At 69.3% G+C, this 21584-nt stretch carries 17 protein-coding genes and 1 pseudogene; 9 read left to right on the forward strand and 9 right to left on the reverse strand.

Going from position 1 to position 21584, the window contains the following annotated elements; all coding sequences use genetic code 11:
• The first annotated feature begins 398 nt into the window (after positions 1-398).
• The 5 genes and pseudogenes from OIE67_RS30110 (at position 399) to OIE67_RS30130 (ending at position 2718) form a co-directional block, all read left to right on the forward strand.
• Entirely contained in the window at positions 399-596 is a 198-nt protein-coding gene (locus tag OIE67_RS30110) for a hypothetical protein (protein ID WP_326626739.1), read from the forward strand.
• Positions 597-905: 309 nt separating this feature from the next.
• Positions 906-995 (forward strand): annotated as a pseudogene (locus OIE67_RS55555) (IS5/IS1182 family transposase); the annotation flags it as partial.
• A 390-nt stretch (positions 996-1385) separates the two neighbouring features.
• Positions 1386-1595, forward strand: a complete 210-nt coding sequence (locus OIE67_RS30120) for a hypothetical protein (protein ID WP_326626741.1) — start codon at positions 1386-1388, stop codon at positions 1593-1595.
• A 3-nt stretch (positions 1596-1598) separates the two neighbouring features.
• Positions 1599-1991 carry a tyrosine-type recombinase/integrase gene (locus tag OIE67_RS30125; RefSeq protein WP_326626744.1) on the forward strand — a complete coding sequence of 131 codons (393 nt, stop codon included), beginning with the start codon at positions 1599-1601 and terminating at the stop codon, positions 1989-1991.
• A 28-nt stretch (positions 1992-2019) separates the two neighbouring features.
• Positions 2020-2718 (forward strand): transposase, encoded by a 699-nt coding sequence (locus tag OIE67_RS30130; RefSeq protein ID WP_326626745.1) that lies wholly within the window; start codon positions 2020-2022, stop codon positions 2716-2718.
• Positions 2719-3061: 343 nt separating this feature from the next.
• On the opposite strand, the gene OIE67_RS30135 is transcribed toward OIE67_RS30130, so the two are convergent.
• The 3 genes from OIE67_RS30135 to OIE67_RS30145 form a co-directional block, all read right to left on the reverse strand.
• Positions 3062-3823, reverse strand: a complete 762-nt coding sequence (locus OIE67_RS30135; protein ID WP_326626747.1) for an HD domain-containing protein — start codon at positions 3821-3823, stop codon at positions 3062-3064.
• A 17-nt stretch (positions 3824-3840) separates the two neighbouring features.
• Positions 3841-4800 carry a GlxA family transcriptional regulator gene (locus tag OIE67_RS30140; protein ID WP_326626749.1) on the reverse strand — a complete coding sequence of 320 codons (960 nt, stop codon included), beginning with the start codon at positions 4798-4800 and terminating at the stop codon, positions 3841-3843.
• A gap of 616 nt (positions 4801-5416) precedes the next feature.
• Complete coding sequence (locus OIE67_RS30145; protein ID WP_326626751.1) at positions 5417-6055, reverse strand: TetR/AcrR family transcriptional regulator; 639 nt, start codon at positions 6053-6055, stop codon at positions 5417-5419.
• Positions 6056-6144: 89 nt separating this feature from the next.
• On the opposite strand from OIE67_RS30145, the gene OIE67_RS30150 reads away from it, so the two are divergent.
• Positions 6145-6537, forward strand: coding sequence for a VOC family protein (locus tag OIE67_RS30150; RefSeq protein ID WP_326626753.1), 393 nt, complete (start codon positions 6145-6147; stop codon positions 6535-6537).
• A 484-nt stretch (positions 6538-7021) separates the two neighbouring features.
• Here the strand turns inward: OIE67_RS30150 and OIE67_RS30155 are convergent, their stop codons facing one another.
• The 4 genes from OIE67_RS30155 to OIE67_RS30170 are packed head-to-tail and all read right to left on the reverse strand — an operon-like array spanning position 7022 to position 13118.
• Complete coding sequence (locus OIE67_RS30155; RefSeq protein ID WP_326626755.1) at positions 7022-7219, reverse strand: hypothetical protein; 198 nt, start codon at positions 7217-7219, stop codon at positions 7022-7024.
• 17 nt (positions 7220-7236) lie between these two features.
• Entirely contained in the window at positions 7237-8775 is a 1539-nt protein-coding gene (locus OIE67_RS30160) for an MFS transporter (RefSeq protein ID WP_326626757.1), read from the reverse strand.
• A 21-nt stretch (positions 8776-8796) separates the two neighbouring features.
• The gene (locus tag OIE67_RS30165) at positions 8797-10527 is read right to left on the reverse strand and encodes an ABC transporter ATP-binding protein (protein ID WP_326626759.1); all 1731 of its coding nucleotides are present in this window, start codon (positions 10525-10527) and stop codon (positions 8797-8799) included.
• On the reverse strand, positions 10524-13118 hold the full coding sequence (locus OIE67_RS30170) for an ABC transporter ATP-binding protein/permease (protein ID WP_326626761.1): 2595 nt from the start codon (positions 13116-13118) through the stop codon (positions 10524-10526). Before OIE67_RS30170 ends, OIE67_RS30165 begins: the two co-directional genes overlap by 4 nt.
• 193 nt (positions 13119-13311) lie before the next feature.
• Here OIE67_RS30170 and OIE67_RS30175 point away from each other — a divergent pair, with 193 nt between their 5' ends.
• Positions 13312-13854 (forward strand): helix-turn-helix domain-containing protein, encoded by a 543-nt coding sequence (locus tag OIE67_RS30175; RefSeq protein ID WP_326626763.1) that lies wholly within the window; start codon positions 13312-13314, stop codon positions 13852-13854.
• A 24-nt stretch (positions 13855-13878) separates the two neighbouring features.
• Positions 13879-14352, forward strand: coding sequence for an integrase core domain-containing protein (locus tag OIE67_RS30180; RefSeq protein WP_326626765.1), 474 nt, complete (start codon positions 13879-13881; stop codon positions 14350-14352).
• 288 nt (positions 14353-14640) lie between these two features.
• Here OIE67_RS30180 and OIE67_RS30185 read toward each other — a convergent pair whose 3' ends face one another.
• On the reverse strand, positions 14641-15687 hold the full coding sequence (locus OIE67_RS30185) for an RNA polymerase sigma factor (protein ID WP_326626766.1): 1047 nt from the start codon (positions 15685-15687) through the stop codon (positions 14641-14643).
• 303 nt (positions 15688-15990) lie between these two features.
• Here OIE67_RS30185 and OIE67_RS30190 point away from each other — a divergent pair, with 303 nt between their 5' ends.
• Entirely contained in the window at positions 15991-18432 is a 2442-nt protein-coding gene (locus OIE67_RS30190; protein ID WP_326626768.1) for a BTAD domain-containing putative transcriptional regulator, read from the forward strand.
• Positions 18433-18447: 15 nt separating this feature from the next.
• On the opposite strand, the gene OIE67_RS30195 is transcribed toward OIE67_RS30190, so the two are convergent.
• Positions 18448-21570 carry an ATP-binding protein gene (locus OIE67_RS30195; RefSeq protein WP_326626770.1) on the reverse strand — a complete coding sequence of 1041 codons (3123 nt, stop codon included), beginning with the start codon at positions 21568-21570 and terminating at the stop codon, positions 18448-18450.
• Positions 21571-21584: the final 14 nt, after the last annotated feature.

The raw sequence follows: 21584 nt of genomic DNA on the forward strand, positions 1-21584 counted from the left end.
GGGGGTGCAGGCGTGGGAGGCGGTGGTGGCGGTGGGCTCGTTGCTGAACGAGCTGGCGCGGCGGTTCGGCAGCGGATCGAGGAGATCCGGGAGCAGATCGCTGGTCTGGAGTCGCTGCTGGAGGTCGAGGAGGATCGGTTGTCCCGGTTGGAGGTCACTCGGGAGACGGTGGAGGCGATCCTGGGTGAGGTGGCCGAGCTGGTTGAGGAGCCCTTGGGTGAGGTTGAGGCCGCTGACGCGGTGGCTGCGCAGGCGGTTCCGCGTGGAGTGGTGACGGTGCCGCCGTGGCGGCCAGGTATGACGGTGGGGGTATTGCCGCAGGTGTACCGGGACGCGGTGGAGATCATGACGGATGCGGGTGGGGCGTTGCGGGCGGGGCAGGTTTTGGTGGCGATGGGGTGGCGGACGCGGCGGCCAAGCGGGAGGGACTACGGTCCAAGCTCAAGCGGTTGGTGGAACGCGAATGGGTGCGTGAGGAGAGGCCGGGGCTGTTCACGGTGGCCGAGATGGTGGCCCGCGTGGGTCACGTCCCGTCGAGTGGTGTAGAACCGGCCCTCATCGGCGCGTCGCCTTCAACGAAGGGGGCCATCGCGTGAGTCTCTGTGTGAAACCGCCAAGTGACACCAGAGGAGAAACAACGCGATGGCCCTCGATCAGTCTGCCCTGTTAGTGGGCGTTTTGGCCTGAAAAGTTACATAAGGACCGTTTTGCTCCGCGCGTTGATCGCCGTATCGATGCGCGCTTCGACCCACTTCGGTGTCGGATAGGTAATTCGAGGGAGCGCGAGCCGCCCGTCTGGCCTCGAAAGATCCTGTCTCATCCCAAGATGAGATACCTCGCCCTGGTTTGATCGACGGCCGGACGGCCGTCTGGCCAGCCACTTCGTCCGGCAGTACGCCAAAGGCATGACCGAACCGCGACCGTATCCCAGCGACCTGTCCGACGCCCGATGGGCGCTCATCGAGCCCGTGCTGACCGCCTGGCGCGCCGAACGCCGCTCAAGCGCCCTGGACATCGGCCGCCCACCCGAACAGGCGCACCTGATCCGGATTTCGGGCGTTATCGAGGAGAACGAGCATCCGCCGACCGGTCAGCAGATGCCGATAGAGCCCGAGCTGCTCTTCGATGGTGGAGGGTATCTGGTGGTGCGGTGGCTGGAGGCACCCCAGCAGGATCCGCACAGCCTCCGCCGCTGTCATAGGCGTGGAGCCGGGGCTGAACCCACGCAGGTCCACGTAGAGCTGGCCGTCGGGAAACCGATCACGTACCTGGTGAGCCCAGTGCACGGCGAGTGAGGTCTTTCCGACCCCGCCTGTGCCGCTGATCGCGCAGGTCGTGGCGGTGCGCGACGGCTTATCGTCCGCGAGCGAAGCAGTCCGTCCAAGGTGACCAGTTCGGCCTCGCGGCCGCTGAAGTGCCGGACGTCTGCCGGTAGCCGGCAGATCGGCACCCGCGGGGCGGGCTCACTCACCGGCATGGTGTCGGCCAAGACGGCAGTGTGGAGCTACCTGGTCCACCAGGATTTCATCGCCCGGTTCGGCATCGATCCCTACGCCCCGCCAGTATCCTCCACAGATCTCGGCGATCTCCGCTGACTCGTGGCCGCCCAGATCGTCCCGCTCCCGGGCACCGCCCGCCTCCTGCCCAGGCTGATCGGCGACCGCCGCGCCGGGCCGCTCTTCCTCTCCGACCGGCGGCCCGCACCCGCCCGAGCTCCCGCCGCGAAGGACCTCTGCCCGGTCACCGGGCGAGGCAGGCTCTCCTACGAGCGCGCCGAGTACCTGTTCAAGAAGACCACCGGCGGCTGGACCCTCCACCAGCTCCGCCACTCCCGGCTCACCCACCTCGGGGAAGACGGCTGGTCATCCGCCATGCTCATGGCGCTGTCCGGCCATACCGATCTGCGCAGCCTCGGCATCTACGCCAACCCCAGCACCGAAGCCGTCGCCGCTGCACTCGCAGACCATGACCCCGGCCGCCGACGCCGCTGACCAGGCTCAACGCGCTCGGGTGTACCTGGTGACAGCTTCCTTAACGACGGGTCGAGACCGCTCGACCGCGTACGCGGCCGGCGCTCGCGACGGCGCGCCGCAGGCGGTGCAGTGCGCCGATCGCTGGCACCTGCTCAAGAACCTGAGCGAGGCCGTCGAGAAGCTCGCGCTGGCCCGCCGGGGTTGCTTTCGTGACATCGCTGCAGGCCAGGGCCGCGACGAAGGTCCCGCCGTGCGGCGCACCCGCAGCCGGTATGCGGCCGTGCACGCCCTGCTGGGCCAGGGCTTGGCGAACACCGAGATCGCCCGCCGGCTCAACCTCGCCTTGAACACCGTCAAGAAGTACGTCCGCGCCCAACGCGTTGAGCAACTGATCGGCGGCTCGAAACGCAGCGCCACGCTGGTCGACCCGTTCCGCGACCACCTGCGCAGCCGCCGGGCCGCCGAACCGGGCGTGGCCGTATGGACCCTGCTGAAGGAGATCAAGTCCATGGGGTATGAAGGCGGCTCCACCCTGCTGTACCGCTACCCGGGTCAAGGACGCGCCGAAGACGCCCAGCCGCCGCCCTCACCCCGCCGCGTCGCCACCTGGATCATGACCGACCCGGCCCACCTCAGCCCCGTACGCACGGCACGACTGCAGGAAGTGCTGGACTGCTGTCTGGAGCTGAAACAGGCCACCGAGTACGTACGCACCTTCGCCGCCCTGCTCACCCAGCGCCAGTGACACCGGCTCGATGACTGGATCAACGAAGTCGGCGCCGGCGGTCTGCAGCCCCTGCGCTCCTTCGCCGAAGGGGCTGCTCATCGACCACGACGCCGTCGTCACGGGGTCTCACCCTGCCCTACGGCAACGGCCCCACCGAAGGCGTCGTTAAAAGATCAAACTGCTGAAACGGCAGATGTACGGACGAGCCGGCTTCGCTATGCTCCGCAAACGGATACTTCTCACCATCGCTAGAAACTGAGCGTTACCACGGAAATCTTGGCAGAGCCCCTGAAGTGACAAGCTCGCGCACGCCGAAAACTGGACACACCTACGGCATGGCTCAGGGGCTGTGAGGTAGCCGTCAGTCGTCCCAGCCGCTGGCGTCGAGGATGTTCGCCCAAGTGGCATAGGGGACCTCGGGGTGCCGCTGGTGCAGGATCTCGCCGGGCAGGGTCATGGGCGGCGCCTTGCGCGGGTCGGTGAGACCCTGCTTGATGATGGCGTCGGTCAGGGTACGGGCGCCGCCGTGGCGGGGGTAGGCGGCGTGTACGCGTTCGGCGTACCCGGTGGGTAGTTGGTCGGGGCCGCCGGTCAGGTCGATGCCGATGCCGTCCTGGGCGATCGTGATCTCGGGCGGGCGGCGCCGGGCGAACACCGGCGACTGGTGAAAGCCGTAGGAGGTGTGCAGGGCGATGCCGTCCCAGACGGTGTCGACACGGGCGTCGGTGATGCCGTGCTGCTCCAGGAACCGGGCGGCGAAGTCGGCGCCATCGAGTTCGAATCGCTGGCTGGTGGCGGCGCGTTCGGTCAGGCCCATGTCGTGCAGCACGCAGATGAGGAACATGACTTCGGCGTTGTAGTCCTCGCCCGCTCGGCGACCGGCCTGGGCGGCGGCTGCCCGGCCGAACAGGAAGCTGCGCAGGCTGTGGTTGCGCAAGTACGGCTGTTGCGCGTCTGTCACCAGTTGCCGGGCCGCCCGGGCGATGCGTGTGGTGGGAAAGGACAGATCAGCGTACTGATCCCCGGTGCCGACGGCTGAAGCAGCGGGTGTACCGACCGTCAGACCCGCTACGCCGGCGAGGCCGGCTCCCAGCACGGTGCGGCGGGGCAGGAATGAGCTCATGCGGTCTCCTTGAGAAGTCATTCGGTGAACGGGATGGCGTGGGAGGCGTGGAAGCGCTGGCGGTATGCGGTCGGCGTCGTGCCCAGAACGTGAAGGAACGCCCGGCGCATCGTCTCGTCGGACCCGAAACCACAACTGCGGGCGACCGAGGCCACGCCGGCGGTAGTGGTCTCCAAGAGGACCTGCGACGCCTCCACCCGGACCCGCTCCACGTACTGACCGGGGGTGAGCCCGACCTCGCGACGAAACAGCCGGGTCAGATGACGCTCGCTCACCGCGGCACGGGCCGCCATCGAGGCGAGGGTGTGCTCTCCCGCCGGTTCGGCCGCGACCGCGTCCAGCAGCTGGCGCAACGCGGGATGGCGTGGCGTGGCGACGGCCGCGCGAACGCTGAACTGCGACTGGCCACCCGGGCGTTGCAGAAACACGACCAGGTATTTGGCCACCGCCCGCGCGAGGTCAGGACCGTGGTCCTCCTCGACGAGGGCGAGCGCCAGATCGATTCCGGCGGTGACGCCGGCCGAGGTCACCACAGGCCCGTCACGAACGTAGATGGCATCGGGTTCCACGGCGACCCGCGGAAACCGGGACGCCAGCTCAACGCAGGCGGCCCAGTGTGTCGTGGCCCGCCGTCCATCGAGCAGACCCGCCTCCGCCAGCAGCAACGCCCCCGTGCATACCGATGCCACCCGGCACGCGCGATGGCTGATGTCGCGCAGCCGGTTCAGGAACGCCTCGCCGGGGCGGTCACCATCGGGGTGCGCGTAACCCGGTACGAGCAACGTGTCAACCGGACCTTCGACGCCGTCCAAAGCCAGGTCGACCCCTAGAGGCACTCCGATGTCCGTGCGCACGGACCGGCCATCGACCGAAGCGAGCCGTATCCGGTAGCCGCCGGACCCGTGCAGAACCTGCATCGGTCCGGCCACGTCCAGCAGCACCACGCCGTCATAGACGGCCGCAACCACATCTCTCACGCCACCAGCCTCGTGGGGCACCTTAGATGTCCACAAGGACCACTAGCCCACAGTTTCGGACAGCGGGGTGAGGTTCTACCGCGCATGCCATGAAAGGGATCCGGTTGCGACCTTGTCGGCGCCTTGTACGGACGAGTTCGGCTTGGACCCCGCGTGGAGGTGGCCCAAGTGGGTGCCGATGCCGCTCCAGAGACATGCCTTCAACGCATCACCAGACGTTGAGCCCTAGATCACCGGTACAGATCCGGGGAACCGAGGAGCTCGCGCAGGTCCTCGGACTGCTGTCGTCGACCACCCCCCTCGACCACCAGGGACTCGGCCAGCTTGGACTCGGCCAGCTTGGTCAGGCTCCAGCGCCAGAAAGGGCAGGCCGTACTCGATGGGCTTGGCGATCTTCCTGACCTCCACGCGTCGCGGCAGGCTCCACACACCTGCATCGCGTGCAGGACCATGGCCCCTGCCAGCCGCGCGAGCTGAGCGTCACCGAGGTCGCCCACTGGCACGGCGTCAAAGGGATACGTCCCGGCCACCCGCCGAGGCCGGAACGGTGGATGGCGGCAACTCCGCCCGCGTCGGTCTGCTGACGCCACCGGCCGTTCCGTTGCCGACAGCTCCCCTAATCGGCCTGCTCTGCCCGGCGTGATGGGGCTGGGGCGACCAGAGCGGATCCGAGAGTGCGTCTGAGCCAGATCTCGTAATCGTCATGGGACCAGCCCGCGTCGATGACGAGGCTGTCGTGAACGCCGTCGCTCATCAGAGCGACGGCGATATCGGTCGCCTTGGCGTCGACGGAGTGGCCGGTGGCGCGGAGGCGCTCGACGACCATCTCGACGCCCAGGCGGTTGCGCCGGGCGCCTTCCGCCTGGGTGGCGGCGATGTCGGGGTCGACGGCAGCGCCGGAGTTCAGGATCGCGAGGATGTCGCCGCAGTGCTCCCTGAGCCGGCGAGCGGCCAGAGCGAGCAGGCCGATCAGTTCGTCCGGGTCGGTTGTCCTCTCCAGCTCCGCCATCAGGTCCGGCATGCCCGCCACATCGTCCATCAGGTCGACCAGGCCGGCGAGCACGCCCGCCTTGGAACCGAAGCACGTGTAGATGGTCTGCGGTGAGACACCGGCTTCCTGGGCGATCCGGCGGATCGGGGTGCGGGCATAGCCGCTCTCGGCAAAGAGGCGGCGAGCTGCGGTGAGGATCGTGCGCAGAGTCAGCGCCTCACGCTGGTCGCGCAGCCGGACGATGCCGGGCAGGTCCTGTTGCATACGGTCTCCAAAAGAACGACGTTCCATCAAGTGGATTGCTGTTCTATAGTTTAGGTCAACGATCCAGAGGACGTAGTGAGAGGACCATTGTGAGCATCGAACTGAACCACACCATCGTCCACGCCCGCGACAAGGACGTGTCAGCCCGCTTCCTGGCCGGGATCCTGGACCTGCCGGTCGGCGCGGAATGGGGGCCGTTCTTACCGGTCGTGCTGTCCAACGGGGTCACGCTGGACTTCGTCGACGTCGGCCCGGCGGAGATCCAGCCGCAGCATTACGCGTTCCTGGTCGGCGACGCGGAGTTCGACGCGGCTTTCGCGCACATCAGGCGGACCGGGCTCACCTACTACGCCGACCCGTTCCACCAGCAGCCGGGCGACATCAACCGCGATTTCGGCGGCCGGGGCATGTACTTTCAGGACCCCGACGGCCACAACATGGAGCTGATGACCGTCCCCTACGGCGCCGCGCCCGCGCACTGATGGGCGGGCTGGGCTTCGCCTCCTAGCGTAGAGACCGGATCGAGAGAGGTTTGGTCGTGGCAGGCATATGTTCGCCGGTGGCAGCGAGTGCTGGTCGCGGTGACCACACGGCGAGCCCCCAGCGCTGTTCGGCGGTGGCTGCCGGTGCGCCGCGGCGCACCGGCAGACTGAGCACGGTCACGACGCGGCGCGAGTTCTGACGGGCCAGGATCCGGGCGGGAGTGACGGCCACGCGGCGGTGAGCCTGTCGAGCAGTGTCGGCCGTAGCGGGGAGCGGATCGGGACCTGGCTCACGACTCCTGCCGATCGTTGAGGGCGGTACCGGCGATGAGGCGGCAGGTCGTGAATCTGCCGCCACCACTGGCGGGTGGTCTGTTCGTGGACGCCGGCGGGCCGGGGCGGGTTGACCGTGGCTCAGCAGTCGCTGTGGGAGCGGACCTCGGCGAGGGTCTTGTCGCAGGGGTTGGCCCGCTGACTCGGTTCGTCAGCATGACGCTGCCAGCCCCGCCTCCTCCACGATCTGCGTGTTGGACGGGCCGCGCGCGATGAGCTCCAGCGCTCGCGGCCCGCGCTCGCTCAGCAGGGACAGCTCCACAAGGGTCACGACCGCACGCGGGCGGGCCGGGGGCACGAATGTGTCGGGCAGCAGGCGGGGCGGCACCGTCTCCTCACCCCGATGCACGATCCCGATGCCTTCGATCAGCTCCGCGTCGGCTTGTGTGAGATCGCGGCCGCCGCGACGGCGGCGGCCGCAGCGACGCAGGCGGCGGTGAGAAATGCTGCCGTGAAACCGGACTCCGTGGGCGGTCCGTCGGCAGGGGCGGAGCCGGTGATGATGGCGGCGGCGAGTTGGGCGCCGATGGCTCCGCCTATCGTGCGCAGGATGGTGTTCAGGCCGGTGGCGGCGCCTGTTTGGTGGTGTTTCACAGCTCCGACGACCAGGGCGCCCAGAGATGCGAACGCCAGGCCGTACGCAAGGCCGAGCATCGCGCCCGCGGTGTAGAAGGCCCACCGTTCGCCGTGGACGAAGCCGAGTCCGGCAAGCGAGATCCCGGCGAGGAGCGCGCCGATCTGGAAGACGGTGCGGCTGCTCGTTCGCGCGGCAAGCCGGGTGCCGAGCGGAGCTGCGATGATCATGAACAGCGCGACGGGCACCATGAGTAGCCCGGTCTGGTTCGGGCTGTCGCCGAATCCGTACCCGGTGGCCGTGGGTGCTTGGGTGAACTGCGGGATGAGCGTGATCGCGGCGAACATGCCGATGGCGATCACGAGTGTGGCGAGGTGCGTCGGGAGCAACTGGGGTGCGTGCACCAGCCGCAGGTCGATGAGGGGCGCGGCAGAGCGGCGTTCGGCGGCGACGAACAGGGCTCCGAGCAGCACGGCGGCGGCGAGCAGTATCCCGACAGGGGCGGAGGTCCATCCCCACGTGCTGCCTTGGCTGATGGCCAGCAGCAGGTTCACCAGGGTCCCGGACAGGAGCGCTGCGCCGAGAAGGTCGAGCCGTGCCCCGTGGTGAGGTTCCTGGCCAGGCAGGGAAGCGGTTCCGAGCAGGGCGGCGGCGGCGATGATGGCGGTGGCCCAGAACAGCCAGGGGGTGCCGAGCGCTTCGGTGATCGGGCCGGCGAGGACCATGCCGACCGCGCCGCCGACGCCGAACATCGCACTCAGCGCGGCGATGACACCCTTCAGTCGGCTGGGCGGCATCGACATGCGAGCCAGGCCGAACGCGGCGGGAAAGACGCTTCCCGACAGGCCTTGGAGCACCCGGGCGACCAGCAGCCCGGGGAAGGAGCCGGCCAGGTCGCTTACGCCCGCGACAACACTGCCGATCAACAACGTGGTCAGGCCTGCGATCATGACGGTGCGATGACCGAAGAGGTCGCCGATCCGTCCGGCGATGGGGGTCGCGATGGCGGAGGACAGCATGAACGCCGTCAGCAGCCAGGCCGCGGAGCTGGCGGAGATGCCGAGTTGTCGTCCGAAGATCGGCAACGCCGCCACCACGATCGTCTGCGCGGCCGCCACGCCGAGAGAGGCGAGAAGCAGCGCAGTGACGATGATCGAGCTGCGGCCGCCAGTGCGTTCTCCTCCCATGTCTACGGTCGCGGTGGTCTGGTCGGATGTTGGCATGGGGTCTCCTTGGATGTTGAGGCGGCGTTCGCGGGTTGTCTTGGGACGGTTCTTGACGGCATGGACGATGAACATGACGGCTGCGGTGCAGGCAGCGAGGATCCACATCAGCGGGAGCGTCCGGTTGGTTCAGGCGCGGACGCGCCAGCCGGCGGCATCGTGTTGCTGCCGCCAGAACTCGGCGAACCGGCCACCCGCCGCGACGAGCTCGTCGACGGTTCCGTCTTCCACGATCCGGCCGGCGTCGATGAAGATCACTCGGTCCGCGTTGCGGATGGTGCTGAGGCGGTGCGCGACGATCAGGCGGGTACGCCGGGGCGCGTCGTCGGCGATCGCGCGCACGACGGCGGCCTCGTTCTCGGTGTCCAGAGCGCTGGTCGCTTCGTCGATGAGCAGTACCGGCGCGGGTTTGAGCAGGGCGCGTGCGATGGAGACACGCTGGCGCTCACCGCCGGACAGCGCCGTGCCGGCCTCGCCGACGGTCGTGTTCGAGCCGTCGGGGAGCCGCCGCACCAGCTCGTCGAGCCGGGCGACGTCGAGTGCGTGGGCCAGCCGTTCCTCACACGCCGCCGGGTCGCCGGCGAGGATGTTGTCGCGGATGCTCGCGTCGAACAGATACGGGTGCTGGAACACGACCGCCGCAAGCGCACGCCGCGCGTCCGGAGCGAGGGTGGCGGCGTCCGTTCCGCCGATGAGCACGCAGCCCGCGGTGGGTTCGTGCAGTCCCGCGACGAGGGCGAGGATCGTGCTCTTGCCGGAACCAGACGGTCCCACGATCGCGGTGGCCTGTCCCGGCTCGAAGGTCACGCTCAAGCCGTCGAGCACCGCCGGTCCGTCGCCGTACCGGAACGACACGTCCCGCAGCTCGATCCGCGGGGCTTCGAGGAGCCGCAGGGACGCCGTGCCCGGGGCGGGTGCCGGGGCTTCGAGCACGGTATGAAGGCGTCCGAGCGCACTACGGACCGGCTCGATCGTCGATGAGAGCTCACCGAGAGTGGTGAACGGCTCCAGGTAGAAGACGATCACGACGATGAGCGCGATCGCCTCGGGCTTCGTGAGCGCGCCGGTCACCGCGAGCACGGTGGTGGTACCGGCCAAGAGGATCAGTGCGACCTGGCCGGCGAGGCTGAACAGCAGACGTCCAGGGATCTGCATGAGCAGCAACCGCACCGTGGCGCCGTGCTGGGTGGCGAGGGCGACGCCGGCCTGGCTGCGGGCGAGCTCGGCCCGGCGAGCGGCGCGCAGCGCCTGCTGGGTGCGGGCGAACTCGACGATCCGTTCGGTCAGGACGGTGTTGTCGTGCGCGGCGATCTCGTCGGCGCGGCGCGAGATGCGCCCGGACGCCCACAGCGCTCCCAGCAGCACCGGGACACCGGCGAGCGCGGCCAATCCCATGGGTCCGGCCACCGCGAGCAGCGCCAGGCCGATGGCGGCGGGCAGGAGAAGGGCGCCGATCAGCGGTGTCAGCAGATAGGCGATGAGGCCGATCAGCTCGGGTCCTGCGGTGGCGATCGCCTGCCGCGCGAGGGCGGTGTTGTCCGCTGTGTACCAGGTGAGCGGCACCTGGGCGAGCCGGTCGGCGACATCGTACTGGGCGTGGCCGAGGAGCGCGAAGCCCAGGCCGTAGCCGATCCGCACGGCGGCGGCATCGGCAGCCCAGCCCGCGACGGTGGCCGCGGTGAGCGCCCCGAGCCACGACAGGGCGTCCTGGGATCCGGCACTGAACAGCGCACCCACCAGCGGAACCAGGAGTACCACCCCGGCGGCGCGCAGGACCACGGAGACGAGTGCCAGGCTCGCGTATCGGATGACCGCTCCACGGCGCTCGGCGGGGATGAGACTGAGCAGAGTACGGATCATCGAATCGACTCCTTGACGGCCTTATGCGTGCCGGCCTCACGGGCGTGCCACAGCTGCCGATACCGGCCGTTCGCGGCCAGCAGCTGGTCGTGGGTTCCGGCCTCGGCGACGCGGCCGTGGTCGAGCACCACGATCCGGTCGGCGCCGGCGATCGTGTGCAGGCGATGGGCGATGACGAGCACGGTGCGCCCGCGCGTGAGGCGGTCCAGGGCGCGCTGCACGAGATACTCCGACTCGGGATCGGCGAACGCGGTGGCTTCGTCGAGGATCAGCGCGGGCGTGTCCGCCAGGATCGCCCGCGCGATCGTCAGGCGTTGCCGCTCGCCGCCGGACAACGCGGCATCCGGGCCGAGCATGGTGTCGTACCCGTGTTCGAGACGGAGGACGCGGTCGTGCAGCTGCGCGTCGCGGGCCGCCTGCTCGACGCGCTCCAGGCTCGCGCCGGGCACGGCGAGGGCGATGTTGTCGCGGACGGTGCCGTACACCAGCTGCGCATCCTGGAACACGAACCCCACTCGCGCGTACAGCTCCTCGTAGGTCAGGGAGCGCAGGTCGCACCCGCCGATCCGGATGCTCCCGGTGTCCACGTCCTGGAAGCGTGCCAGCAGCGCCGCGAGCGTCGACTTGCCCGATCCGGACGGCCCCACCAGCGCGGTCACCGTCCCCGGCTTGAGTGTCAGGCTCACGTTCCGGATCACCGGAACGCCCGGCCGATACGCGAAGCCGACCCCGTCGAACACCACGACGCCCGCGTCCGCAGGTCGGGGGCCGGCCGATGCGGCATCCGAGGTGATGAGCTCGTGCTCGTCGAGCGCGGTCTGGATGCCGCGGGCGGCGGCGATTCCCGCGCGGATGCTGCTGACCCCATAGCCGATACCGACCAGGCGTGCCCCGAACGTGGTGCCCAGCAGCAGGAACGGCAGCAGCCCGGCCGGATCCAGAGCGTCCGACACGATGAGCAGCGTGCCGGCCGTGGCGATGAGCCAGAGGAAGGTGACGGGGCGAGCAACCAGATTAATCATGGTTTTCTTGCCGACGAACGGTCGCTGCCAGTCGTTGAGGAAGCCGATGTACTCCTCGAGCCGGTGCCGGAAGGTGGACGCGGCGGCCCCGCCGAACGCGCGGACCACGGCCTGGGCCTCCAGGTAACCGGCGGCCTCCTTGTTCATCCGCTCGGCCCAGCGCTGGGCTTGCGCGATCTTCGCGCGAGATTGCGCGAGCATCGACGCAACCGTGACGAGATAGACGAGCAGCGGAAGGAACAGGACGAGCGCGAGTCGCGCGTCCGACCAGAACAGGTAGGCGAGGACCGCGACCGGAGCGAGCACCGCCGCGACCGCGTCGGGCACCGCGTGCGTGACGAGGTAGTGCAGGGAGAGCGTGTCGTCCTGCACGAGCTTCTTCACCGCACCTGAGCCGTGCACGGTGAACCACCCCAGGGGTAGCCGGGCGAGCTTGCGCAGCAGACGCGCCCGCAGGTCGCGCGAGAACCGGGCGTCCACGGCGTGCAGCCATGACAGCAGGGCGGTGCTCAGCAGCGCGCCGGCGGTGAGCGTCACGAGCGCCGCGATGCCGACCCCGAACAGGGCTCCGGCGTCCGCGCCGGACAACAGCAGCCGCGCCAGCTCCACGAGCAGCACGAACGGCGCCAACTGCACCAAGGTCACAACGCCCTGCAGGACACCGGCGAGCACCAACGTGGACCGCAGCGGCGCAAGCAGACGTCCAGCCCCCTGCGACCGCCATGCGCCCGGACCGGGAGCGGCCGCGGATCCGGTCTCGTCCATCGGTGCCCCACCCGGCGCGGCATCAGCGGTCAGGTCGTCCGCGGCCTCGGCTTTCGTACCTGGCCGCAGGACACCCATCGCCCGGCCGGAGGACCAGTACGCCTGTGCATGCAGGTCGCTCTTGGGGAACCCGAACTCCTCACGCAGGCGCGTACGCACGTACTTGAGCGATCCCGCCTCGGGCGTCACCCATGCATACCAGTTCGACCAGTCGCGCGCTTCGATCGCCGCCGCCAGCGACGCGGCGCCGGTGCGCGGCACCCAGTGCACGCCGGCGCGGGGGTGGGTGATCAGCGGGATCTCAAGGTCGGTGTCGTCATGTTGCTCCAGATAAACCTCGATCGGCACGTCGGCAGGGAGCGCGCCAAGAATGCCGTTGATGGCGGGTATGGAGGCTGAGTCGCCGATCAGGAGAAAGCCTTCGGGCATGTCCTCGGGCACCTCGAACTTCGACGAGCCGAGCGAGGTCACCTGCACGGCGCTCCCGGGACGCGCCTGCCGCGCCCAGGCCGACGCGGGACCGGCTGGCTCGTGCAGCACGACGTCTATGGCGAACAGCCCGGTCGCCTCGTCGGCCTCGCTGATCGTGTACGCGCGCTGGAACTCCGTGTCGGACCCGTCCGGGTCGGGGAACCAGAACCGCAGCCACGCCGTGGGCTCGGCGACCGCGTCCTCGAACAGGGTGGGCGACCACATCCGCACCCGCAGGAAGTTCGGCGCCAATCGGATGGTCTCCCGCACGGTCGCGGTGTGGTCGCGTGCGCCGAGACCGCGCAGTACCGCTCCCCGGAACCCTCTGCCCATCACACGTTCCTTTCTGAACGGAACTTAGGTAAGGCCAACCTAACACCTTAAAGACCATTGGTCACTAATGCTGGTATGAGCATGATCAGGATGAGGTGACGAGGAGGATGCCTGTGGGTGCCGAATATCGGGTCACAGGGTTTGATCTGGGGTTTTGCTGCGTTCGGCGGCTCACCTCCGGCAGGATCGCTGGATGGCTCTGCGGCTGCTGTACTTGATCGTCTTACGCGTATTCGGCTGGATCGCGCTGCTCGCCCGATCACAGGCGTCCAAAGACGTAGAGGTTCTGGTAGTACGGCATCAACTTGCTGTGCTCCGCCGCCAGGTCGCCGTGCCCCGGCCGTCGTGGGCGGACCGGGCGATCCTTTCCGCCCTCGCGCGACTCCTGCCCCGACGCCGCCGATGCCACCTGTTCGTCACACCGCGAACGCTCCTGCGCCGGCACGCCGACCTGGTGAAGCGACGCTGGACCTACCCCAAGCACGGGCCGGGACGGCCACCGATCCGCCCTGCCATTCGCGCCCTGGTGCTGCGCCTGGCCGCCGAAAATCCGGGCTGGGGGTATCGGCGCATCGCCGGGCAGATCGCGGGCCTGGGCCGGAAGGTGTCCCCGGCCACCGTGTGGGCAATCTTGAAGAGGGCCGGCGTCGATCCAGCGCCCCGGCGCAGCGGTCCGACGCACACCAGCCGACGGGTGCACGTGCTGGGGGGCACGGCGAACCCCACCGCCGGCTGAGTCGCCCAGCAAGCCCGCAACCTGATGCTCGACCTGGGCGATCGAATCGGCGACTTCCGGTTCTTGATCAGAGACCGGGACACGAAGTACACCGCTCTGTTCGATGAGGTGTTCACGACCGAGGGCATCCGCGTGGTACTCACCACGCCCCAGGCTCCTCGAATGAACGCGATCATGGAACGGTGGGTCGGCAGCGTACGGCGCGAGCTGCTCGACCGGATCCTCATCATGAACGAACGCCACCTGCGCAAGGTCCTTGCCGAGTACGAGACCACTTCAATGGACATCGTCCGCACCGGGCCTTGCAGCAGGCCAGCCCGCTACGTGCGCTACCCGATCCAGTCGGCGCCGACATCAAGGTCACCCGACAAGACCGGCTCGGTGGCCTCCTCCACGAGTACGCGCAGGTCGCGTGAGGAGACGCGATATTCGGCACCCACACCCTCAACTTTGGCTTGCGATCCGCCGACTGTTGCCAAGGACTTCCCGAACTGGTGACGTCAGCCCGGCACCGCGTCCCCCCGGGCCGACATCACCACGAAATCATCGACAAACGTCTTTCAAACTCTCGTCTTACCGACTGATCAGGTGCGGTGGCCGGCGCGCGGCCGGATTCCGTTCCAAATCTCTCTGACCCCCTTCTCCACGCCAAGCACCGCCCGACGATCACCCTGCGATGGCACAGCTCTGGACAGGGCTGGGGGCGATCGACGCCGCACGACCTCCTTCGTCGGCCGCATGGCGAACCGGGACCCCGCGACCTCGTGGTGGTACCCGTAGGCCGCGTCAGGCTGAGGAGGCGCTGCTCCCATAAAGGAGGCGGACCTCGCAGACGCGGCCCGCCCTTTCCCGCAGCAGCCATGTGCCCGCGGCCGGGTAGCCGTCCGGACGGCCCGACTCATAGATGGCGTCGGCCTCCCAGATCGTGATCCCGGGTGTGCTTGCCACACCGGTGAGCCGATGCGTGGCGCCCATCTGGTAGTCGCTGTGCAAGATGTCGTAGATGGGTGCCAGCCCGGTTGAGATCCGTCCGCTGGGCCAGTACATGACCAGGTCCTCGGCCCAGCGCTCATGAAGCGACGGAAGCGGTACGCAGTTCGCGACCGCGGAAAAGATCGCGGCGGCCTCCTCAGCGCGTTCGGTGCTGATCGCGCCCTGATCCAGGTGCCGATGACGGCTGGCCAGTGGAAGAACCGTGGCCAGCCGACGGCGGGCGTCACTCAGCCGGCTGCGTACGGTGCCGACCGGGATCCCGCACAGCATGGCGATCTCCTCGTAGGAGTTGCGGACGGTGAAGTAGCGGAGCATGGCCACCGGCAGCGTCGCCGGCGTCAGCTGCCGTAGGCCGTGCCAGACCAGGTCGCGCAGGGCGCTGCGTTCGATGGTCGCGACCGGGTCGTCGAGAGACGAGGCGATCAGTTCGGCGCCGGCTGACTCGACCAGGCCGGGCATACGGTTGCGCAGGATCATCCGGCAGTTGTTGCGGACGATGGCGTGCAGCCATGGGCGGATCTTGGACGGATCACGCAGGTCGCCGATACGTGCGAGTGCGGTGACCGCGGCGTCCTGGCAGGCGTCCTCGGCATCCGGTCCCGCGCCCAGAACCCCGACCGCCACCGCCCGCATCCCCGGGTACTCATGCTGGAGAAGGCGGGCGAGCCCGTCGGGATCACCCTGTTGAGCCGCACGGACGAGAGGCTCCATGTCGGCGACCGGGTCTGGGCTGAGCGAACTCATGGCGCCGACGGTATCGATGGCCAGTGAAGATTTTCTTCCTCCGCGATCCGAACTTCTCACCCCACCCGTACATCTGGCAAGCAGGAAGCACTGCATATGTACAGGTTGACCAGGGTCTGGAGGGGGTGACAGACCCGTGGGACGCACTCCAGAGATCGTCAACACATCATCCGGTCACCGAGTCATGGCCTCAAAGCGCAGAAAAAGGATCAGTACGTGACGTCAGCGCGTCCTCTCCCGACCGATGGTGAACCAGCGTTGCGGGGTCCGAACACGCTACGCCTGCAGCTTCTTGGCCCGCTCCGGGTCTGGCGAGGTGACGACGAGCTCGATGCCGGCCCGCGGCAGCAACGTTGCCTGCTGGCACTCCTCATGGCCCACGAGGGCCACCCGATCAGCATGTCCGACCTGGTCGGCCTGATCTGGGGATCCGACGCGCCCGCCAGTGCGGTCAACATCGTCCACAAGTATGTCGGCAACCTGCGCCGGCTGCTGGAGCCTGACCTGCCGCACCGCGCCTCGGGCTCTTTCCTCGTGCGGCACGGCGACGGCTACCGCTTCACGGCCGACGCAGGGACCTTGGACCTGATCGCGTTCCGGAGACTCGTCGCTGAGGCGAAGGCGAGCCTTTCCCAGGGGCGCTCAGAGAACGCGGTCGAACAATACGCCCGAGCCCTGCCGCTGTGTCACGGCAACGTGGGAGAGGCGCTCGCCGACAGTGCGGGGGCCACGGCGGCCTTCGCCGGCATCGACCGCGAGTTCTTCGACGCGGCGGTCTCCGCGGCCGACGTCGTGCTCCGGCTCCGTCGCCCGTCTCTCGTCATCGCACCGCTGCGGCTCGCGGCGCGGATGAGCCGGTACAACGAGCCCGTCCACGCCGGCCTGATCAGCACGCTTGCCGCGCTGGGTCTCCGGGCCGAGGCACTGAGCGTTTTCCAGGAGATCCGCGCACGGTTGTCCGACGACTTCGGCATCGACCCTGGCCACGATCTTCAGGAAGCTCACCGGGTGGTGCTCACCCGAACCGTACCGTCGGCAGAACCAGCCGTCCCGCATGATGCCTCGCCAGGAGAACACGGAGAACACGGTGGCCTGCCAGACGACCCGCGCCCGGTTTCTTTCGTGCATCCGGCCCAGTTGCCGCGCGGCCTCCCCCTGTTCGTCGGCCGGGAGCCCGAACTGGAATGGCTGACGACATCGCTGAGTCGCATGCGCGCGGATCGCAGGACCGGCCCGATGGCCGTGGCGCTGGACGGCATGGGCGGCGTTGGCAAGTCGACGCTCGCGACGCACTTCGCGCACGCGATCGCCGACGAGTTCACCGACGGCCAGCTCTATCTCGATCTGCGAGGGGACGACCGCGAGGAAGGTAGCCCGGCCGCCGGCGATGCACTCAACTCGCTGCTGTACGCCCTGGGCGTCCCCGCGTCGCATATGCCGGACACATTCGACGCACGCATGGGCACCTATCGCAGCCTCACCGCCGGGAAACGGTTCCTGCTGCTGCTGGACAACGTCCGAGACGCCGTGCAGGTCCGGCCGTTACTGCCGAACTCCGCCGACAGTCTCGTGGTGATCACCAGCCGACCTCGACTGGCCGCCCTCGACGGCGCCTACCGGCTACGGGTCGACGTGCCCGATCACGCCACGGCACGGGAACTCCTCGTGCGCCGTCTTGCCGGACGGGCAGCGAGAGGAGTGGTCCACACCGCGGAGGGGAGCATCGTGGATGAGATCGTCGAGCTCTGCGGTCGGCTGCCTCTGGCGCTCGCGATCCTGGCGGCGAGGCTGATCGCCCGCCCGACGTTGTCGCTGGACGGTGTGGTTGCCGAGCTCCGCGACGGCGACGGCAACGGCGACGGCGACGGCGGCGGCGGCGACGGCGACGGCGGCGGCGACGGCGGCGACGGCGACGGCGACGGCGGCGGCGGCGGCGACGGCGGCGGCGGCGGCGACGGCGACAATCGGCTCGGCGCGTTTCCTGGCTGCCGGGACATTCCCGACCTGCGTACCGCCTTCTCGTGGTCGTACCGGCAGTTGAGTGCGGAAGCCGCCAGCAGTCTCAACGCACAGGCGCTGCTGCAACCTCACCGGGCGCCGGCTGCCCCGCCCCCACCACTGCCCGGCGTCGTGCCCGAACGCCCGGCAACGTGCGGCGACGCAGTCGAGTGGTTCGCCAGCCGGCGGCAGGTGCTCCTGGAGGTCGTCCGGCTCGCCGCCGACATCGGGTACGGAATCGTGCCGTGGCAGCTCGCGACCACCATGCATGGGTATCTCCAATGGGCCGGCTGCTTCCAGGAGTGGGAGAGCATCATGCGAGCCGCCCTGCGTGCGGCCCGCCAGGAGCATGACGTGATCGGGGAGGCACATGTCCTGCGCGGCCTGGCGGGCGCGAGGTTCTCGGTCGGCGCCCATGACGTGGCCGGCCGCGACGAGGTCGCTCTCGACCACAGCCAGAAGGCCGTCGAGCTGTACCGGATCGCCGGGAACCGCCACGCGGAGATCAGCGGCCTCTGGGAGATCGGTCAGATGCTGGCTCGGCTCGGCCGGTTGACGGAGTCGGCCGAGATTCTCGAGCGCGCGTTGGGTCTGGCTGTACGACTCGTCAACATGCACGTGGAGAGCGAGATCCAGAACGACATCGCAGCTGATCTCATCCAGTTGGGTCGCACGGCGGCGGCCCTCGAGCGTCTCAGACATACGGCCCGGAGCGAACGAGTAGCTTCTCCATCCGCCCGCGAGCGTTCAACGACGGACGCTGCTCATCGCGAACGCGGCGATCAACAAACCATCCGCTTCCGGGTCAGAAACGATGGCGTTCTTCCTGGAGTTCCTCCGTAGCGGGATCCCCCGCTGTCAGCCGAGGCCGGCCAGGAACGTCTCGGCGCGGCGGGCGAACAGGTGGGCTCCACGCGCGATCGAAAGCTCGCGCGCCTGTTCTCCCGCGCGCCGAACGGCGGCCTCCGGTTCGCCGCGGGCCTGAAGCAGCCGCGCCCGTTGCAGGAGGACCAATCCTTCCGGATAGCGCTGACCGTAGGCGTCCAGGCAGAAGTCCGCGCGGTCGAGGGCGGCAGCGGCCCCGACCGTGTCCCCGCTCATCAGCCGCATCTCGCCCAGCAGCCCGAACCAGGTGGCGACGCATGAACGCGGTGGGTCGAGGAGGTCCTTGGCGATGATCCGCTCGGCCTGCGCTGTGGCCCCGGCGGGGTCGTCACCGGTCATGGTCAGCGCCCAGCATCGTGCCAGCCGCTGGTAGGTGCCGAGGTAGGCGAAGGACAGTCCGGGATCCGCGGCGATCCCCAGCTCCGTCACGCGCAGCGCCTCGACCGGGTCACCCGTCAGCGACGCGGTCCGTGCGGCGAAGGTGGCCCAGATCGTGCGCACATAGGGGTCGTCGCCGGTCGATCTGTCGAGCATGCCGAGCATCTCGCGCGCCGCGCCGAGGTCACCGTGCAGCGCGGTGACCTCCGCGAGCAATCCGATCATGATGAGCAGGAGATCGTGCCGGACCGGATCCTCGTCACGTTGCGCGAGGTCGAGGAGGACGTCCTTGGATCGGCTGAGGTACCGGTACGCCTCCCCGATGTCGCCCAGGTGCCACTGGTAGATACCCCAGGCCTGCAGACCGCTGGTCGACACGAACGGGTCGGCGGACGCCTCGCCCGCGTCCAGCAACCGGCGCGCCAGCGGGCCGCTGCGGTCGAGCTCGATGGCCTGGGCATGAGCGGCCCACCGGGAGTAGAGAAAACTCGCCGCCTCGACCTCGCGGCCGAGTTCGCGGGCCAGGCGCTCGGCCCGCTCCAGCTGGGCGAACGATGAGAATCCGTACATCGATCGCATCCCGAGGACGGCGGTGAGTTGCGACAGGGCGGAGAGCTCCAGTTCGGCGAGACCCGCCGTCCGTGCCACCTGTGCGGCTGACAGCAGATGCCGTTCGGCGGCTTCGAGCGCGGATTTCCCTGCCGCGCTGCGGCCCGCGCGTACCAGGGCGGTGGCGGTGCGGGCCGGGTCGGCCAGCGGTCCGGCCGCCCACAGATGGTGCGCCAGACGCTCGGCGGTGGACTCGCCACCGGCCGCGGCGATCTCCAGGGCGTCCGAGATCCGCAGATGCAACTGGCTGGTACGAGGAGTGGATGTCGTACCGACGACCGACTCGCGGACCAGGTCGTGCGTGAAGCGCAAGGAGTAAGGATTCTCCGGCGTCGACTCGATCATGCCGAGGGCCGCCACCGACTCGAGGCGTTCGAGACAGCTCTCGGCCGTGAGGTGGGCCGCGCGGGCCAGGAGGCCGAGGTCGATGTCCCGTCCCATGAGGGCGGCGGTCCTGAGCAGATCCCGGGCATCGGCGTCGAGGCCGGACATCCGGTCGATCACGATGTCGCGTACGGTGGCCGGAACCGCGCCGGTGGCATCGGTGAGGGCGCCGTCGCCGGCGAGCTGCCGGGACAGCTCCCGGATGAAGAACGGGTTGCCGGCGGTGCGGGCATGGATGCCGCGGGCGGCGTCGGGATCCGGATTCAGTCCGGTCTCCAGCCGGATGAGTTCGATCGCCTCGTCCGGGCCGAGCGGGCCGAGCCGCACGCGACGGTGGCCGGACACCCGGCTGACCGCGGCGAGCGCGCGCGACAGCTCGGAGCCGGGGGCGGGGGCGCGATCACGGAGTGCTCCGATGACCGCGGTGCCGGCGGGCAACCTGGCCGCCACGTGGCTGAACAGCTGGAGCGAGGCGATGTCCGCCCACTGGAGGTCGTCGAGGACCAGGAGTACGGGCCGCCGCGCGGAGGACTCGCTGATGACGGTGACGACCTGCTCGAACAGCCGGAACCTGGAGCCGCTGTCCGGGATCATCGGTACGGCGTCCGCGTCGTCCGGCGCCTCGACGAGCCGTCCGAGCTCACCGGCGTGCCACTTCGCCCGCTCGGGGGCGGCCAGATTGTCGAGGAGTGCGCCGATCACCTGCACCCATGGCCACATCGACGGTGTCCCGTCGCCGTCCAGGCAGCGGCCCCAGACGACGAGCGCTCCCCGCCGGTCCGCCTCGGCGGCGATCTCCTCCAGCAGGCGGGTCTTGCCCACGCCCGGCTCGCCCTCGACGACGCCGATCCCGCTGCCGCCGGCGAGCGCCGGTCCGAGCGTTCGCCGGAGCGTCGCGAGTTCGTCGGCCCGGCCGACCAGCCCGCCGGTCGTGGGCGGTTCATCACGGCTCGCCCCGCCGGGGAGTGCGACGGTCTGCTTGAGCACCTGCGCGTACGCGGCCTGGAGCGCCTGGCCAGGTGCGATGCCGAGTTCCTCGTCGAGGCGGGTGCGGACCGTACGGAAGACCGCCAGCGCCTCGGCCCGGTGCCCGGCGGCGTCGAGAGCGGTGACAAGGCTCGCCTGCACGGGTTCGTGCAGCGGTGCGATCGACGCGGCCAGCTGGAGCGCGGGGAGCACGCGTTCCGGCCTGCCCAGCTCGACCGCCAGCCCGGCGGCGGTCACGCATACGTCGAAGACCTCCGCGTCGAGCGCCGCGAAGATCGGTATCCCGGCGGTGCGATGGGAAAGCCCGCTGCCCGCCGGGCCGTTCCAGTGGCCGAGTGCCGCGACGTAGTGGCCCAGAGCTTCCTCGGGTCGCTCGGTCCTGGCCGTGGCGACGAGTTCGCGGAAGGCGATGAGGTCGAGCGTGCCGGGGCCGGCGGTGCACAGGTAGCTGTTCCCGCGCCGGTGGAGGTAGGCGCCGGTGTCGCGAGCGGGAAGCCCGGGTTCGAGTACGCGCCGGAGGGCGCCCATGTACTTGTGGATGAGGTTGATGGCGGAGGCCGGAACGTCGTCCTCCCAGATCAGATCGATCAGGTCGGCGGTGCTGACCGGCTGTCCCGCGCGGGCGAGGAGAACCGCGAGGAGGTAGGCCTGCTGGCGGGGACCGGGATCCCGTTCGACGCCGTCGCGCCAGATCCTCGGCGGGCCGAGTATCTCCAGCCGCAGAGACTCACCAGCCACCTGCCGCCCCCCGG

The sequence above is a fragment of the Nonomuraea fuscirosea genome (genome assembly GCF_035917475.1).
GTDB classification, from domain to species: Bacteria; Actinomycetota; Actinomycetes; order Streptosporangiales; family Streptosporangiaceae; genus Nonomuraea; species Nonomuraea fuscirosea.

Coding starts and splice junctions, on each gene's coding strand:
- OIE67_RS30135 (WP_326626747.1), bottom strand. CDS start 3,823: ATGAGCTCATTCCTGCCCCGCCGCACCGTGCTGGGAGCCGGCCTCGCC.
- OIE67_RS30145 (WP_326626751.1), bottom strand. CDS start 6,055: ATGCAACAGGACCTGCCCGGCATCGTCCGGCTGCGCGACCAGCGTGAG.
- OIE67_RS30160 (WP_326626757.1), bottom strand. CDS start 8,775: ATGTGGATCCTCGCTGCCTGCACCGCAGCCGTCATGTTCATCGTCCAT.
- OIE67_RS30165 (WP_326626759.1), bottom strand. CDS start 10,527: ATGATCCGTACTCTGCTCAGTCTCATCCCCGCCGAGCGCCGTGGAGCG.
- OIE67_RS30170 (WP_326626761.1), bottom strand. CDS start 13,118: ATGGGCAGAGGGTTCCGGGGAGCGGTACTGCGCGGTCTCGGCGCACGC.
- OIE67_RS30175 (WP_326626763.1), top strand. CDS start 13,312: ATGGCTCTGCGGCTGCTGTACTTGATCGTCTTACGCGTATTCGGCTGG.
- OIE67_RS30180 (WP_326626765.1), top strand. CDS start 13,879: ATGCTCGACCTGGGCGATCGAATCGGCGACTTCCGGTTCTTGATCAGA.
- OIE67_RS30185 (WP_326626766.1), bottom strand. CDS start 15,687: ATGCAGTGCTTCCTGCTTGCCAGATGTACGGGTGGGGTGAGAAGTTCG.
- OIE67_RS30190 (WP_326626768.1), top strand. CDS start 15,991: ATGTCCGACCTGGTCGGCCTGATCTGGGGATCCGACGCGCCCGCCAGT.